The organism is Bacillus sp. RHFS10 (genome assembly GCF_016757475.1).
GTDB lineage: Bacteria > Bacillota > Bacilli > Bacillales > Bacillaceae > Bacillus > Bacillus subtilis_G.
On sequence record NZ_JAESPO010000005.1, the window covers coordinates 274,523 to 292,752 of the forward strand.

4 protein-coding genes are annotated in these 18,230 nt (G+C 39.0%); all 4 read left to right on the plus strand.

Annotated features, from left to right (window positions below):
• Nucleotides 1-25 precede the first annotated feature (25 nt).
• From JMN17_RS17580 to JMN17_RS17595, 4 genes are read left to right on the plus strand one after another with little or no spacing between them, the layout of a single operon-like run.
• The gene (locus tag JMN17_RS17580; protein WP_202328632.1) at nt 26-5,746 is read left to right on the plus strand and encodes an SDR family NAD(P)-dependent oxidoreductase; all 5,721 of its coding nucleotides are present in this window, start codon (nt 26-28) and stop codon (nt 5,744-5,746) included.
• A complete protein-coding gene (locus tag JMN17_RS17585; RefSeq protein WP_087992198.1) occupies nt 5,743-13,134 on the plus strand; it encodes an SDR family NAD(P)-dependent oxidoreductase in 7,392 nt (2,463 codons plus the stop codon). The genes JMN17_RS17580 and JMN17_RS17585 overlap by 4 nt, the downstream gene beginning before the upstream one ends.
• Nucleotides 13,135-13,183: 49 nt before the next feature.
• A complete protein-coding gene (locus JMN17_RS17590; RefSeq protein WP_202328633.1) occupies nt 13,184-17,029 on the plus strand; it encodes an alpha/beta fold hydrolase in 3,846 nt (1,281 codons plus the stop codon).
• A gap of 53 nt (nt 17,030-17,082) precedes the next feature.
• On the plus strand, nt 17,083-18,174 hold the full coding sequence (locus tag JMN17_RS17595) for a serine hydrolase domain-containing protein (protein WP_087992196.1): 1,092 nt from the start codon (nt 17,083-17,085) through the stop codon (nt 18,172-18,174).
• Nucleotides 18,175-18,230 lie beyond the last annotated feature (56 nt).

The window sequence follows — 18,230 nt, forward strand, 5'->3', positions numbered from 1 at the left end:
AAAAGACTAAAGAGGGATGAGACAGGTGGCTAGTAATCAAAACTATCAGTTCACATTAACAATAAAACACACAGACTATATTGTTAGAGATCACCGGGTGCATGGCACCCGGATCATACCTGGTGTTACGTTTTTAGATATTATTTATCGAATGGCACTCAGCAAAGATTTGCCTATTGAAGAACTGGAATGTCAAAATATTCTCTATTTAGAGCCCGTAGCAACATCTAATACCTTTGACAGAGAAATTCTTATTTCCTTTCAAGGTTCACACCAGGGATGGGAGATTCAAGCGAAAAGCAGAAAAGTGAAAGACGGACATGTTTTAAACGAAAATTGGGATAAAAATATGCAATGCCGCCTAATGCCGAAAACAGGCGGCGACTTAATTTCAATAGATATTGACAGGATAAAAAATACAGCTGAGCGTGTTTCTGATATGGATACATGCTATGCCTATTTAAGAAAAGTCGACATTGAGCATTTTGAATTTATGAAAAGTCTCGGAACAGTCTATGCAACGGAAGATTATGTACTTGCCGAGTTAAAACTCAGCAAGATAGCGAAACAATATGTCGGTTACTTTCAGATGCATCCTACTTTTCTTGATGCATCCACCATTATCACAGTTCTATATCAGGCATGTCCGGAATATTTCACTAAAGGAGCGGCTGCCAGCCGTTTCAAAACGTATATTCCTATTCATATTGAATCATTTCAAATGATAAATCGTCTGTCGGATACATGCTATGTGTACATCGAGAAACAAGACCAAAATCATGATACCGGAGATGTTATCAGAGTAAGCTATGGCTTATACGATGTATCGGGAAATAAGATCGCACAATTTACCCGGTTATCTGTCAAACATATCCGATCTAAAGAATTAATTGAAAATCTTAAAAAGACATCAGGTAACTTGCAAAATAATCCAATCCTTAAACTGAAAGACAATCAAACAATTAAAGAAACGAACAAAAAGCGGATTAATGATATTGAATCAGAGCTGAAGGAACTAATAGCTGGGACAGCGAATATCAGCAGCCATGATATTAGGGCTGACATCGGTTTTTATGAACAGGGGTTGGACTCTGCATCTTTGTTGAGTATCGTCAAAGAACTGGAGCGTAAAACCGGGGAACAGCTGTATCCGACACTCCTGTTTGAGTATAAAACAATCCGGGAACTGGCCGCTTATATTGAAGAAAATAAAAAAATGAATAACCATTTCTTAACTCCTGAGATATTGACTGAAAATCCTAATGCACAAGAAAATTTAGCATCACCCGGTCAAGCTTTATGTTCACCGCATATGACAGAGAGAGAGATTCAGCTGCTGATTGCAGATGTTCAAGGAATAAACCCTGATAACCTTTCTATTGAAAAAGGATTTTATGAGCAGGGTTTAGATTCTGTAACGCTTCTGGAGGTTGTTAAGGCGTTAGAGAAAAAGTCGGGCAGGGAGTTATACCCTACTCTGTTGTTTGAATATACAACAATTCGAGAGCTGGCAAATTACTTTGCTGCAAATAATGAGAAGCTTTCGGCGATCAGAAACCCTGAGAAAGACCACCATATTACAGCTACAACTTATTTAACGCCGCAATGGAGACGAAAAGATATTCCTATAAAAGGCGTTAAAACAGCTAAAAAAACGTATTTGCTGTTTCAGCATGACAGGGCGCTGTTCAATTACATGCAAAGTGATTTTAATAACGATACCGAACAAATTATATTAGTTTTGTCAGGAGACACTTTTCACTATCATGGCGGTGGTGTATATGAAATAGATCACGATGAGGAAGCTCATTTTGAAAGATTGGCATCTGAACTAAAGCAAAAACAGCAAATACCTGACACCGTGATCTACGGATGGCCGGATGGATCGTTTGCGCCCGGTGCCGGCATAATAAATGAACAGCTTTCTAAAGGTGTCTACCCGCTTTTATTTTTCAGCAAGGCTTTAATGCGAAGCAAGGCATCAAAGGAGATTGTATCCCTTTATCTTTATCCGGCGGATAATAAAAGCGCTCAGCCGTTATACGCTTCAGTACATGGCGCCGGACAGTCAATATCATTGGAAAACCCGAAAATGGTTTTTAAAACAATAGGCATTTCCTTATCAGGTAAACCAATTTCAGTTCAAGAAAAAGCTGGAATAATCGTTAATGAATCCGTTGAAGTGCTTTCAGAGGAAACTGACATTTATTACGAAGCGGGAGAACGCTTTGTCCGTATCCTCCGAGAGGCTGAACCCATAGATAAATCCTACTCCGCATTTAAAGAAAATGGAGTGTATCTCATCACTGGAGGCGTCGGAGGCCTCGGACTTTTATTTGCAGAACATATTGCCGCACAAACAACGGCCTGTATTATTTTAGCTGGCCGTTCAGAGTTATCGGAAAGCAAAAAAAACAGAATCAGACAAATAGAAGCCTGCGGGTCGTCAGTCCAATATATTAGAGGCGATATTTCAGATAGCCGCGATGCTGAACGAATGATAATGAACATTAAACGGCAGTTCGGGAAAATTGACGGTGTTATACACAGTGCCGGGATAATTAATGATGCATTTTTAATACAGAAAACAAAAAGTGAAATTCAAAAAGTGCTTGAACCGAAAATATATGGAACCGTTTTACTGGACAGCCTGTTGCAAGATGAACCACTTGATTTCTTTATAATGTTTTCATCAAGCAGCTCAATCTTCGGTAACATTGGTCAGACAGATTATGCGTTAGCCAATCGTTTCGTTGATCTTTTTGCTGACTGGCGGGAAGGACTGAGACAAAATAAAGAACGGTCTGGTATCTCAGTAGCCATTAGCTGGCCGCTATGGGAAGACGGGGGCATGAAAGTGGATAAACAAACCGAAGACTGGATGAAGGAAAAAATCGGTATGATCCCCCTTAGGAAAAACAGCGGGATTAAAGCCTTTTATGACTCTATTTATCTGCGTCTGCCTCAGCTAATTGTATTTGAAGGTGACAAAGAAAAATTGAAGGCGGCCCTTCATGAGAAATTGGTGAAGGGTAAAGCAGGTGATACACAAAAAGCTGAACCTGCGGTTGTGAGAGACCAAGATATAGCCATTATCGGCTTAAGCGGAAAGTACCCAATGGCTGATAATCTTAATCAATTTTGGGAGAATTTAAAAGAGGGGAAAGATTGTATCACTGAAGTTCCATCTGATCGTTGGGAGCTGAATGGATTCTTCAGCGAAGAAAGAGATGTGATAGGGAAGTCATACAGCAAGTGGGGTGGCTTCGTCAACGGAACTGATCAATTTGATCCGCTCTTCTTTAATATATCACCTCGTGAAGCAGAACTAATGGACCCGCAAGAAAGGCTCTTTTTAGAATCAGCTAAAGAATGTTTTGAAGATTCAGGATATCAAAAAAACAAGCTGGAAAAAATGAAAGTCGGTGTATTTGTAGGTGCAATGTGGGGGCAGTATCAATTATTTGAAGGAGAAGAAAACGGACTGTCTTTCACACCTGCTTCTGTCTACTCTTCAATTGCTAATCGGGTTTCTTATTACTTTAATTTAAAAGGTCCTAGTTTAGCTCTTGATACGATGTGCTCTTCCTCTTTGACTTCTATTCATTATGCATGCCAAAGCATACATTGTGGAGAGAGCGATATGGCGTTAGCCGGAGGAGTGAATCTGTCATTACACCCTAATAAATATAAATTTCTCAGTATGGGACAGTTTTTATCAAGTGATGGCAGATGCAGAAGCTTCGGAAAGGATGGGAATGGTTATGTGCCGGGCGAAGGAATAGGAGCTGTTTTGTTAAAACCGTTGAAAAAAGCCATTGAAGATCAAGATCAAATATATGGTGTGATTAAGGGCAGCTCTGTTAACCACGGCGGAAAAACAAGCGGATATTCTATTCCGAATCCAGATGCGCAGACAACAGTCATTTCAGAAGCGCTTCGTAAAGCTGATATTGATCCAAATTCCATCAGCTATATTGAAGCGCATGGCACAGGTACATCATTAGGCGATCCTATTGAAATTCAGGGCCTTCGAGACTCTTATCAATTGGATCATCCTTGCGCCATTGGATCTGTAAAATCAAACATCGGTCATTTAGAATCGGCAGCCGGTATAGCTGCAGTAACGAAAGTGCTTCTTCAGATGAAGCATAAGCTGCTTGTTCCTTCGTTACATTCCGATACTGTCAATCCATATATAGATTTTGATCAAGTTCCTTTTAAAGTGCAGCAGAAAACAGCTGAATGGAAAAATCCTGAAATCAATGAAACCGTTTATCCACTGAGAGCAGGTGTAAGTGCTTTTGGGGCAGGGGGGTCCAATGCACACCTCATTCTGGAAGCATATGAATCCTTGAATACTAATCAACCTCAAAGCAGCAGAGTTATTTTTATTTTGTCTGCACAAGATAAAAACCGTTTGAAAAAGTATGCGGAGGTTATGGCCCGCTTTTTATCTGAAAATGAAATGCAAAACGAGAATGATCGTGTGAAACTTCAAGATATTGCCTATACCCTGCAAACGGGACGTGAGCATATGGAGGAAAGGCTTGCAATAGTAGCAGATTCAAGCTTGTCGATCGCTGAAGAACTTTTAGGCTATACCAGAGGGGAAACCAGTGAATCAAGCTATACAGGAAATATTTTAAAATGTGAGGTTAAAGCTGAAGCTCCCCGCATTCATAAAGATTATGAAGAAGTTGCACGGAGATGGGTAAAAGGTGAGCCAATAGATTGGGAGGCTTTTGAGGAAAACCGGCATTCTTTTCGAGTCTCTATCCCCGGGCAGCCGTTGATTAAGAAGCGGTACTGGATCAAAGAACAGACGAGAGAATATGTTTTAAATAGCGAGCTTAAACCAAGGCACCCTTTCTTAGGAGTTAATACGTCTACTTTTAATCAGTACAGTTTTACGAAAACAATCGACAGGGACAATCCATTTGTAATGAGTCTTACAGAATACGGAAAGTCCTTTTTCTCTGTTGTGTCTTTAATTGAAATGGCTGCAGCAAATGCGTCCGAGGCATTTGGGTATACCGTCAATAAAATAACCGAAATATCTTGGAATCAAGGCAGGTGCGACGCCGCTGACATACAAGAGCTGACCATAGAATTAACGCCTCGAGAAGATTTTGCACAATTCGAAATATACGCAAAAAACTCATGTAAGAATAAAATAAGGCTTGTTCACGGAAAGGCGCATATTGTCGAGCAAAAAGAAAACGATTTACTCCCTTCTGTATTAGATATCTCGAAAGTGAAATCGGATATGCTTGAACATGGTTTCGCAATACCTTATGCGTCTGAAACAGCAAAAAACAACAGTGAAATGCTGTCACTATTTTTCATTCCGGATCACTTTTATGAAAACAGCGGAGATTTCACTTTTCTTCCATTTGCATTTGAGTCTGCGATTCAGACATCCGGTCTATTTGTAAACGGCGGGACCCCTGCTGAACTGATTGGAATGAATGAAGTGACCATCTATCAAGCTTTTACTCAAGATTTTTATATTTATACTCAAATTGAAAAACAATCTAACAATATTGATTTGACGTGCCATATTACATTTGCAGACACAAATGGCAGCATCCTGGCTGAATGCAAAGGGCTAGTGTTTAGCAATAGCTATACTGAAAAAGCTGATCAATCCGATGATGAATTAATTTGTTTGCTTCGCAAATTGGAGGCAAATGACATTGATCAAACGGCTGTATTGAAGCAACTAATGGGGGAAGAATCATGAGGGGAAAACGTGAACAAATCAGCGAAATTCTTGAGCTGGTCCAAACAGGAAATATAACGGCTGACGAAGGATATGCCCGTGTAAAATCTATTCAAGACAATGGCGAACTAGCAACTGATAATCCGCCTTTATATTATAAGCCTGAATGGATAGAATCAAATATTCCGAATACGAAAAATGCAGACTTGCCTGGCTTAGTTCTTATTTTTGCTGAAAATGAATGGCAAATAAAAGAACTAAGCGATTCATTAGTGGATTGCAACCTTTTGTTTGTTTGTCGAGGAGAAAAATTTTCTACCAGCAATCGCAATGCGCTTACTATTAATCCATCGAAAAAAGCAGACTATATAAAACTTTTTAAGTATATCCAAGATCACTTCATGCTGCCTGAGAACATCCTTCATTTATGGTCTGACAGTCAGGATAATATAAGCCAAGAAGGAATAAAAAAACAACTGGAAAACGGTATATTTTCTCTTCTATACATTACACAGGCATTGATTGAGATGAAATGCAAGAATACTGTAAAGCTGAAACATCTATTTCAATCTGAACATAAGGCTCAGCTGCCATTACATCACGCTTTAGGCGCTTTTGCTAAAACGGTTCATCAGGAGTATCCAAATTTTCACTATCAGATCATCAATGTCAATCATTTACAGGATATGGATATCGACAATTATTCGGAGATTGCGGATATTTACCGAAAAGAATGTGAAGGCGATCAAACTTCGCAATTCGAAGTGCGCTACGAAAATGGTAGCCGATTCACGAAACGTTATAAAAGCGCAAACATTGACGGATTATCTCAGCCGCTTAAACGTAAGGGATGTTATCTGATTACAGGAGGATTAGGCGGGATCGGCTATATTATTGCGAAATATTTGGCGGAAAAATGGAAGGCTAACCTCATTTTGACCGGACGTTCTTCTTTAACTGCAGAGCAGTCTCGGAAGATTAATGATTTGAGAAGCTCAGGTTCTCACATCGAGTATATACAGTCAGATATTTCAAAAAAAGATGAGACAGAGCGGGTATTTACTTTTGTAAAAGATCAATTTGGTCATTTAAACGGTGTTTTTCACATCGCCGGAGTGCTCCGCGATTCGTTTATTTTAAGAAAAACAAAAGAAGAAATCGATCAGGTAACAGCATCGAAAGTTTACGGAACGGTATGGCTGGCGAATGAAATAACAAAATTAAATCTTGATTTGTTTGTATTGTTTTCTTCAACATCATCTATTTTCGGTTCAATCGGCCAATGTGATTATGCCTTTGCCAATGCTTTTCTAGATCAGTATGCAGCAGTTATTTCAGCAAAAGGATATGCCCAAAAAACAGTTTCCGTCAATTGGCCGCTGTGGGCAGCCGGCGGGATGAATATTGACTATGAAGGAATACAAATAATGAGAAGGGAACTCGGCCTTGAACCTTTAGATGAAAGTGCTGGGCTGCGAGCCTTAGAAGATAGCTTGTGCCAGACATCTGAACAGCTGATTGCAGTAAAAGGTCAAAAAGAAAAAATTGACGACGCGTTGAACCGTGCTGATAAAATCAATAGCCTTTTTGAACAGCGAGATGAAAAAAATGAACGCAACGATGAATTAAAACAAGAAATTATTCATTATTTGAAAAAACTGCTTTCTGAAGAATTAAAATTATCGGCTTCATTCATTGATGAAAAACAATATCTTGAGAAATACGGTATTGATTCAATTATGATTATGCGTTTAACCAAAAAGTTAGAGCAGAATGTCGGCAAACTATCAAAAACCTTATTTTTCGAATATCACTCGATTACTGAATTGGCGGATTATTTTCTGAACCACCATAGTGAGCGCATGCTGAAACTGTTGAATCCTATTGCAAAACCCCAACATGAATTGCGTCAGAAAAGAATAACATCAGTAAAAACCGATGCTCCAAACTCTATGAAAGAGAACGTACAAAAGAAAGATCCGGGGCGTTCAATTTCTGCTGATATTGCCATTATTGGAGTAAGCGGCAGATATCCTGGCGCAGAAAGTATTAGGGATTTTCAAAATGTACTGCTGAATGGAAGGGATTGTATTAGTAAAATTCCCGATGATCGAAAGGAAATGTTGGAAGGGAGCTGTTATAACTGGGGGGGATTTCTTAAAAATGTAGATCGATTTGATCCTTTGTTTTTCCGGATATCACCGAAAGAAGCAGCTTATCTTGATCCTCAGGAACGGCTTTTCTTAGAAACAGTCTGGAACACTATAGAGGATGCGGGGTATACAAAGTCAGATTTGGCTCAGGAAAAAGTCGGGGTATTTGCAGGAGTCACATACGGGAGTTATCAATTTTTCGGCGTTGAAGAATCTATGAATGGAAATGAATTAGCCGTGGGTTCTCCTTTTTCTGCAATTGCAAACAGAGTCTCGTACTATTTCAATTTTACGGGACCTAGTATGGCGGTTGATACAATGTGTTCATCCTCTCTCAATGCTATTCATTTAGCCTGTGAAAGTATTCTGCGGGGAGAAAGCAGCATTGCTGTTGCAGGCGGTGTCAATCTTACGCTTCATCCAAATAAGTATACTTTATTGAAACAAAGTCGCTTTTTTGCGAGTGATGGGCGGTGCCGTACATTTGGTGCAGGCGGCGACGGTTATGTACCGGGCGAAGGAGTAGGCTCTGTTCTATTAAAGCCGGTGGCAGATGCAATAAATGACGGAGATCATATTTATGCGGTGATAAAAGCAACGGCAGTAAACCATGGAGGCAAAACAAACGGATTTACTGTTCCTAATCCTAATGCTCAATCTGAACTGATAGGAGCCGCACTGAAAAAAGCTGATATTGATCCTCGAACGATCAGCTATATTGAAGCACACGGAACGGGTACTTCTCTTGGAGATCCAATTGAAATAACCGGATTGACGAAAGTGTTCCGCCAATATACGGACCAGACTCAATATTGTTCGATCGGTTCTGTTAAATCGAATATCGGACATCTTGAGGCTGCTGCAGGTATTGCAGGTCTGACAAAGGTTCTAATACAAATGAAGCTTAAAAAGCTTTTCCCCTCTATTCATGCAGAGACATTAAATCCGAATATCGATTTTGAAGCATCGCCTTTTTATGTACAACGGTCACTGCAAGATTGGGAGAAACCAAATCTGAAAGAAAGCGGAAAAGAGGTTTCGGTTCCGAGAAGAGCGGGGATCAGTTCATTTGGGGCGGGAGGAACAAACGTTCATGTGATTCTGGAAGAATATGAAGAAGCCAACAAATCGGCAGAACAATTTGAAAAAGAGCCGCACGTCGTTCTGTTGTCGGCAAAAAATAACGAAAGGCTTCTCGAGTATGCAGATAAAATGAAAGAGTATATCAAAAACTCTCTAAAACCCGCAATGCGAAGCGGACAGCCGGATATGGTTGAAAAGGTGAATGAAATACTGAAACCATTTGTTTCAAAATTGATTCATGTCAATCCGAAAGAAATCGATCCGACAGAGAATCTGGCGGAATTTGGGTTTGGGCCTGTAGAGTTAAGCAGTATCACAGGTTTTATTAACGAAACGTTTCAAATAGAGCTTTCCATGCATCATTTAACAGATTTTCGTTCAATACAATCTATAACGGAATACTTATTGAAAGAGTATACTGGGCAGGTTAACAGACTCTTTCCTAAGAAAGGCTATGGAAAAGAACAAATGGACGAAATAGTTTTACGAGATCTGGCTTACACAACACAAGTCGGCAGGGAAGCCATGGAATCCAGATTAGCAATTGTCGGTTCAACACTGAAAGAGATACAGGATAAATTAAACGATGTTTGTCTAGAAGTTCAACGTATTCCTGGCGTATATTTAAATCAGCATGCTCTACAGCAAGTTGAACAAATGAAGGCATTGACAGAAGGTAAAGCAGGTGAGCAGTTTGTAAAAAGCGTGATTGAGTACGGTGAAATGGAAAAGCTCGCTCAATTGTGGGCATGGGGCGCGGATATCGACTGGAAAATATTCCAAAAGTATTCGCAGCAAACAGGCAAACGTATTTCCATCCCTACATATCCGTTTGCAAAAGAATCCTATTGGGTTCCTGGTCTAATTGAGAAGAATTCAGAGGTGAAAGCTTCAGCTCCGAAAATCCATTTGCAAAAAAAATGGAGAGAGTTTAATATTGCGAAAAACTCAGAAAAACCGGTTTTGGGGCTAACAATAGCATTGGTGCATCATGATACCGAATTAATTGCTCGTTCTGTATGCTCAGAGATAGAGGAGAAAAATCTTATTATTATAAGACATAATTCTTCTTTTATAAGACAATCAGATTATTTGTATGAATGTTCTTTTTTAGACGAAAAACAAGCATACACCGCTGTCAATGAAATTTTGATGAGCCGGAAGCAGCAGATCGAGAACCTATTCGATTTTTCTGATATCAGCAATCTCAACGATAGTCAAAATCTTATACCGTATGGGAAAATTGTTATTATTCAAGAGCTTATTAAACGGAGCAAAAAGGAATCTCCGTTATCGATTCTACAATTGACAAACGGCCTTCAAATTTTTAAAACAGAGAAGCCAAGAATGAGAGGAGCAGAATTAGCCGGTCTTTTAAAAGCTGTTTCCTCAGAATACACTTATGTTAATGGTAAAACAATTGATACAGACAGTGTGCAGAATCCGTATGAGCTGAAGCAAATGATAGAAAATGAACAAGAAAATCATGCTGGAGAGGTTGAAGTATGCTATCGCCACGGTATCAGGTATATTCCGTTTTTTGAAGAAGAAAGGGTTCAACCGAGTGAGTCTTTTTCATTTCGTTTAGATAAAACCATAGTAATAACTGGCGGAACAGGTGGCATTGGCAGGGAGATAATAGATGAACTGGTAAAACGGGGAGTAACAAAACTAGTGCTTACGGGCACGCACCCATTACCTTTGCGTAGTGAATGGGCGGGTTTGTTGGAGGATGCAAGTATAGATCAGAAGATCATCGACAATATTAAACTATTTATGAATCTTGAAGAGAGAGGCATTAGCTATCGGTATTACAGCGGCTCTCTTACAGATAAAGAGAAACTGCGTTCGTTTTTTCTTGAAGCCAGAAAAGACCTCGGGGATATATGCGGAGTGATTCATTGTGCCGGCCAGCACAGCAACGGAAATCCAGCATTTATTCATAAAGGCATTGAAGATTTCAAAACAGTTTACGGACCAAAGATCGTCGGTCTGCAAAATCTGCATCAGATTTTTGAAGATGATCCGTTGGATTTCTTTATTCTATTTTCATCAATTGCAGCTCAAGTCCCGCAACTATCTAAAGGGATGTCTGATTATGCATCAGCCAATGCGTATATGGACTATTTTGCGGCTTATCATTTTCAAATGGGAAAATCCTATTTTACATCTATCAATTGGCCGAGCTGGAAAGAGGTGGGGATGGGAAGGGTAACGAGTCCTTCATATAATGATTTAGGATTGGGTTCACTATCGACGCAAGAAGGAATGGCAACTTTACGCAATGCACTAAGCAAAAAAACAGCTGCTATGATGCCTATTGTGAAAAATAGTGCAGTCTTTAAGGCAGACACGCTTCTGAAAGCTTATAAGAGTGATCTGAGTGCGGTTTCAAGCAGCAAAGCGGAGATTTCAGATATTTCTAACAACCGTACTGATGCTCTTGTTGGAGAGCTGTCAGGCATTTTTGCCGAAGAATTAAGCATCCCGATTGAAAAGCTAGACCCGTTTGTTGCCTTTCAAGAATATGGCGTAGATTCTATACTTCTTGTAAGTATTATCCATCGCATAGAAGCTATTATTCAGAAGAACTTAGATCCTACTATACTTTTCGAACACAACACTATTCATAAACTTGCAGAATATGTAAAGGGAACAGGGTTTCAATTGAAGGAACAAACGGCACAACTTGACACTTTTTCTGTTCATAATGTCTTTGAAAAAGTACCCGAATCAAGAAGACATATGGAAAAACATGAAAAGCTGCAAACGTCATCTGCAAAAATAGCCGTTATTGGAATCGGATGCAAATTTCCAGGCGCAGCGAATAAAGAAGAATTTTGGCGCAACTTAAAAAAAGGAAGAAAGCATATAAAGGAAGTTCCAGAATCCCGCTGGAGCATTGAAAAATACTATTCCCCTGTAAAGGAAAAGGGAAAAAGCATTAGTAAATGGGGAGGCTTTATTGATGGGATTGGAAGTTTTGATCCAGTTTTTTTCCGGATGCATGAGGAAACAGCCGTCCAAACTGACCCATTAATCAGACACTTTTTAGAAACTAGTGTACAGGCTGTCAGGGATGCGGGTTATGAAGAAACAGAATTATCCGGAAAGAAAATCGGTGTGTTTGTCGGTTCAAGAATGGGGGGGTACGGTCATAAATTACGAGAAGAAAACACTCATAATATAGTTGGTCTCAGCCAGAACTTTATTGCCGCACATGTATCGCATTTCTTTAATTTTCACGGCCCAAGCATCGTATCGGATACAGCTTGCTCTTCTTCGTTAGTGAGTATTCATTTGGCTTGCCAAAGTTTAAAAGAAGGTGATTCAGAGATGGCAATTGCAGGCGGGGCAGACCTGCTGCTGGATGAAGTTCCTTACTTGATGCTAAGCGAAGGCGGGGCCCTTTCTCCGGACGGTCAGTGTTTTACCTTTGACGAAAGGGCAAACGGTTTTGTACCTGGTGAGGGTTTTGGAGCTGTATTATTAAAGCCGCTGGAAAAAGCGAAAACTGACGGTGATCAGATATACGGTATAATTGATGCATCCGCTATTAATAATGACGGTGCAACGATGGGCATTACAACTCCTAACCCAAAACTGCAGGAGCAAGTGATTCAGGATGCCTTTGAAAAAGCAAAAATAGAGCCTGACTCAGTCAGCTACATTGAGACACATGGAACCGGTACTATGATTGGAGACCCGATTGAACTTCAGGCGTTAACAAAAGTATTTCAAAAAAATACAAGGCGAACTCAATATTGCGGAGTTGGCAGTGTGAAAACAAATGTGGGACACTTATTAAGCGCAGCCGGAGCGGCTAGTTTTATTAAAGTGATTTTGTCACTATGGCATAAAAAAATCCCGCCTACATTGAATTGCGAAACGCCAAACCCTCGCTTTGAATTCGGGCAGTCGCCTTTTTATCCAAATACAAGGCTGAAAGAATGGAAAGAAGAAAAAAGGAGAGCAGGCATCAGTGCTTTCGGTTTTGGCGGAACAAACGCCCACATTTTGGTCAGTGGGTATGATGAATTGCACAATATTGTTCGAAAACCGCTGACACCGGCCGTATTCAATAAAAGAAAGTTTTGGCCTAAAGCTTATTCGCATAAACAAAAGAAACAGCATAAAAAGCAGTTTCTTGAGATTATTGATGAAACAGAGTGACACTCACTCTGTTTCTTTTAATTGCAAAAGAGAAAGGTTGTCGAATTACATGAGGTTTAGCGTATTAGTCAAAAATGACGATTATATAGTCACAGACCATGTCCTTCATCAAGTGCACACCGTTCCCGGCGTTACATATTTAGATTTAATTACAAGATTTTTATCTGCAAAAGGGATTAACACTAGAAGCTTTGAAATCAAACATGTATTATTTCAGGAACCGGTTGCAACTTCTGCCCAATTTGATAAAAAAGTTACCTTTCAGTTTACGGAACAAAAGAATGGATGGCTAGTTGAAACAGTTAGCAGAAAATGGATCGATAGAAATGTTGCAGATCATGAAGTGTCAGTCAATTTGCAGGCGGAAATCACCAGCGGAGGGCAACAGGTAAGCGAAAAAAAAATCCGGCCTAAGGATTTAAAGAAAGGGGCACTCCGAACAACAGATGCTGAAACCGCTTATAGTAATTTGCGGAAAGGCGGCTTAATCCATAAAGAGTTTATGAAACTAGAAGGGACAGTGTATGAAGGGAAAGATTATATTCTGGGAGAGGTCAGTTTAAGCGGACTTGCAAAAGAGTATATTGATGATTTTTATTTGCATCCCGCTTTTCTGGATGGTTCTTTAAGCCTTCTGGGAGTGCTTGCGTCTGCTGAATCGGATGCATTAAACGATGCGTTTATTCCGATTTATATTGAAACTTTTCGTTCTCTGAATAAAACGGGTGAGACTTGTTTTGTTTATATTGATAAAAATAATATCACGCAGCCATCTTCTAAAGATATTTTATATGCGGACATACAAGTATACAACTCGGATGGTGAACTTTCGTTTTATTATGAACGGTTCGGTGTGAAAAGAGTTAGGAACGAGGAGTCAATACAAAGGCTGGAATACAAGGGAATAAAAGATGCAGAGGATAGAGACATTAAAATTGCGGATGATTCTCTCGACAAGAGTCTTATTAAACAGGTAGCGGCCATGATTCAAAAGCCCGAAGAATCTGTCAAAACTGATATCACATTTTATGAGCTTGGATTAGACTCTAAACAGTTATTAAACTTGTCTAAAACATTAGAACAACTTTTGCAGACCAAGCTGTATCCAACATTATTATTTGATTACTCTACAATTGGAGAATTAACTGAATACCTGTGTGGGAAATATGGTGACAAAATCATGCCGCCTGCAGCATCTGTTACGAAAACAGATCTCAAAGAAACTTTATCCAATGAGTTGGCGTTTATTATTGGTGATTTAACAAGGACCTCAGCATATGAAGTAAACCAATATCGGTCGTTTTATGAATTGGGTCTTGATTCAAGACAGCTATTGCAGATATCTAAAATGATAGAAGAAAAAATTGGTGCTTCGTTATACCCGACTTTATTATTTGATTATAACAATATTCATGATTTGGCAAGTTATTTAGAAGAAAAATATGAGATGCTAACACAAACGGAATCAGAAGAAGATAAAAAACAAAGCAAGGAAGCACCTGATGCAGGGCATTTGGAAAATATATATATGCAAAAAGAGTGGAGCGAGTCGCCTTTATTATCTGAAGGTGTTCCTAAAGGTAATATTTTAATTTTAGATTTTGAACGATCTATGAGTGATGATATTCAAAAGCATGCAGGCAGTAAAACTGTTATTTATGCACAAGCCGATTCCGAGTATCTTAAAATAAGTGATAGGCATTACAAATTCCATCCTGAAAATCCTGAGCATTACATGAGAATATTAAATGATGTAAAGTTATCAGGACTATTTCCCGAGACAATTATTCACTTTTTGTCAAAAGAAACCCAGGATAACAGATTAGATCCGGATTTAACACACAGTTTTTATTCTGTTCTTTATGTAAGTAAAGCTTTACTGAGTCAAAAATTAACCAGCAGATTAAAATTTCTGTACATGTATAGCAAAGATCAATATACGAATCCGTCTTATGCGGCTGTCTCAGGCTTTTTTAAAACTTTGCAAGCAGAGCAGCCGAATATTGAATGCAAAACAATAGAGTTTACAACAAATCAAACCATCCAAATAGCACCTGTATTACTCGATGAAATAAATGGAGATTTTAATCAAACCGTTAAGTATGAAAACAATAGAAGATTTGTCTCAAAATATAGAGAAGTCCCGTCAGTAACAATGCATAAGACAGAAGCAACATTAATAAAAAACGGGGTCTACCTTGTAATTGGCGGATTAAGGGGCATTGGCTGGATATTTTCAAAATTTATTTATTCAGATATTCGCGCCAATGTTGTTATTGCTGGCCGGTCAGAACTGACTCCAAAGATGGAAGAAAAATTAGAAAAGATTCGTTCCCGCGGTATAAGAATCACCTATATTCAAGCTGACATGACAGTTAAAAAACAAGTAACCCAATTACTCGAAAAAGTCTATTCAGACTTTGCGAAAATTAATGGCGTTTTTTATAGTGCCGGTGTAATCAGAGATTCTTTTATTATGAATAAAACGAACGATGATGTACATTCGGTGCTTCAATCTAAAATAAGCGGAGTCATTCATTTGGACGAGGCACTCGCCGATATGCCTTTAGACTTTTTTGTTTTATTTTCCTCTATTTCCGCGGAAATAGGAAGCTTGGGGCAAGCAGATTACGCATATGCCAATAGTTTTTTAGACAATTTTGCAGAATGGAGAGAATGTATAAGAAAGACAGCAGGAAGACAAGGTAAAACAATCTCTGTAAATTGGCCTTTTTGGAAAAACGGAGGTATGTCAATAGATAATGAAGTACAGAAAATTATGAAAACCCATCTCGGTCTGCACCCGCTTGAAACTTTTTACGGCATAGAAGCTATAAAAAGGTCGCTTGCTCAGACCGGCCATCAAATGATTGTGTTATATGGAAAAAAAGAAAAAGTAATAACATACTTTCAACCGTTACCTTCCAGTTCAGGGGTAGTGCTTGTAAGAGACTCATCGATAGCAGCAGATATAGATGCTTCATCGTACATTCCCGAAAAAACAGGCTCTGCCGTTCAATTACTGGGCACAGCAGACAACAGCGATCTTGATGATTATTTAAACTTTTGGAGCAGAATAAAAAAAGGTGTTCCTTCGCAAAATCATCATATAGATGCCGCTAAAAAACTGATCTCATTTTATCAGAACAGGAAAATGGAGACAGTTCATTTTCTGATAAACACTGCAAATGTCCGTAATATGGAAATAGTGATGAGCGGAAAAGGAGAAACAATTTTACTTATTTGCGGTTTTGCAACGACGGCTTATATGTGGAAAGAGCAAATAAAGGAGTGGGCGAATCATTTTAATGTAATCGTCATACACACCCCAGGTTATGGATTGAGTAAAGGAAGTGATGATTTTACATTGAGTGGTTTAAGTAGTGCTTTTATTGAGGTGTTAGAAGATATAGGAGTAACATGGCCAATTCACATTGCAGCAGCTTCTTGGGGAGGAATGGTAGGGCAAAGAATAGCCTATGAATATCCTGAAAAAGTGAAAACACTAACTCTATCAGGCAGTTACACCACCTATAAAGAAGATCCTGACCATAGTGTGGAGGAGAAGCTTAAGGAGGATTTTGCAAACATCGGAAGATTGAATGAATATGAAATGTTATATAGCAATCAATTTTTAAATGCATCTATTGAGCACTTTATGGAGATTCATAATAGAGAAGGTTATTCTACTATAAGTTTCTTAAAGGAGATTAAAACAAGAACGCTTATACTTACAGGTGAAAATGAAGCGGTTGTTGACCTAGAGGAGACAAACTTGCTTCAGAAATATCTTACAAATGCCGTTTCAAAGGAAATCGAAGGAGCGGGACATCTTTCTAATGTTACACATCCAAGAGAATTTAATAAGACTGTCATTGATTTTATAAAGAATTGAACATATTTATTTAGAAAGTCTAAAACGATAATTCTATAAGGGGAGAAACAACTGTGAAACATACATTGAGTAATCCAGCTTTTGATACCAAGCAAATTGACGCGCTGCGCCGTCACTATCAGACTATGATAGATGATGGAGACTTACAATGTGCAAGTTACATTATGTCAAGGGGCGGAGAAATCTTTGCAGCCGATTCGCTTGGAGAGTTTCTGGGTAAAGAGAATGAGACGAAAAAATTCAAACTTGATTCAATCAGAGAAATTGGTTCTCTAACAAAAGTCTTTACCGCAATTGCTGTTATGCAGCTGGTGGAAAAGGGACTGCTCGACTTAAAAATGCCTATTAAACTATTTCTCTCTGCATTTGATAAACCTGGATTTAACGAAATTAAAATACTTCATCTGCTTACTCATACGGCAGGATTGGCTTTTGATCTGGATCTTCAAAAGGCAAATGGCATTGACTTAACAAATGAGAATGAATGGGTCGCTTATCTGGTCAATACGCCTCTAGAGTACAAAGTTGATGAGGCCTGGAATTATTCCAGAACTGGATTTGTTATTTTAGGAATAATCATTTCAAAAGTAACCGGTATGTCTTACGAAGAGTATGTGACAAAGCATATTATTAAAGCGCTTGGTATGGATAGAACATTTTTTTATGTCCCTAATGCTTTAAAATCTGAAGTTTGTATTATCAATAATAACGAGAGTGAGCAGCTGGTTGAAGAACGACACCCCTACTTTCCGAATAAAGCGACTACAGGGCTGTATTCGACATTGAAAGACATTTGGAAGCTGGCAGAAATGTTTAGAAATAAAGGCCGGTTTGAAGAGAAGAAACTACTTGGTAAAAAAACAGTCGAGTCTATGTTGCGAAATCAAATAAAGGAGGGACTTCCCTTTTACTTCTTCGGAGCTCCGAGAGAAAAAGGGGATTTTGGTTTAGGAATCAATCTATGGCCTGCCGGGGAACATTATTTTATGAGTGAAGGAACCTTTTCGCATCTCGGAATGGGGTGGTGCGGTCTTTTTTCAGATCCGGCAGAAGAGTTTACGTATGTGTTTTTCACGCCGATTTCAGAGTTTAATCCTCATGCTGTTTTAACTCCGCTGAACATTGTGTGGGCTGGCATTGAATAAACGGATAACAGATTAAAATTAGTAAAAGTATTTTTGGGTTCCGCCTGCCAAGCAGG

Bases quoted from the DNA above. Each gene is read 5' to 3' on its own strand.
- JMN17_RS17585 (WP_087992198.1), top strand. From the start codon at position 5,743: ATGAGGGGAAAACGTGAACAAATCAGCGAAATTCTTGAGCTGGTCCAA.
- JMN17_RS17590 (WP_202328633.1), top strand. From the start codon at position 13,184: ATGAGGTTTAGCGTATTAGTCAAAAATGACGATTATATAGTCACAGAC.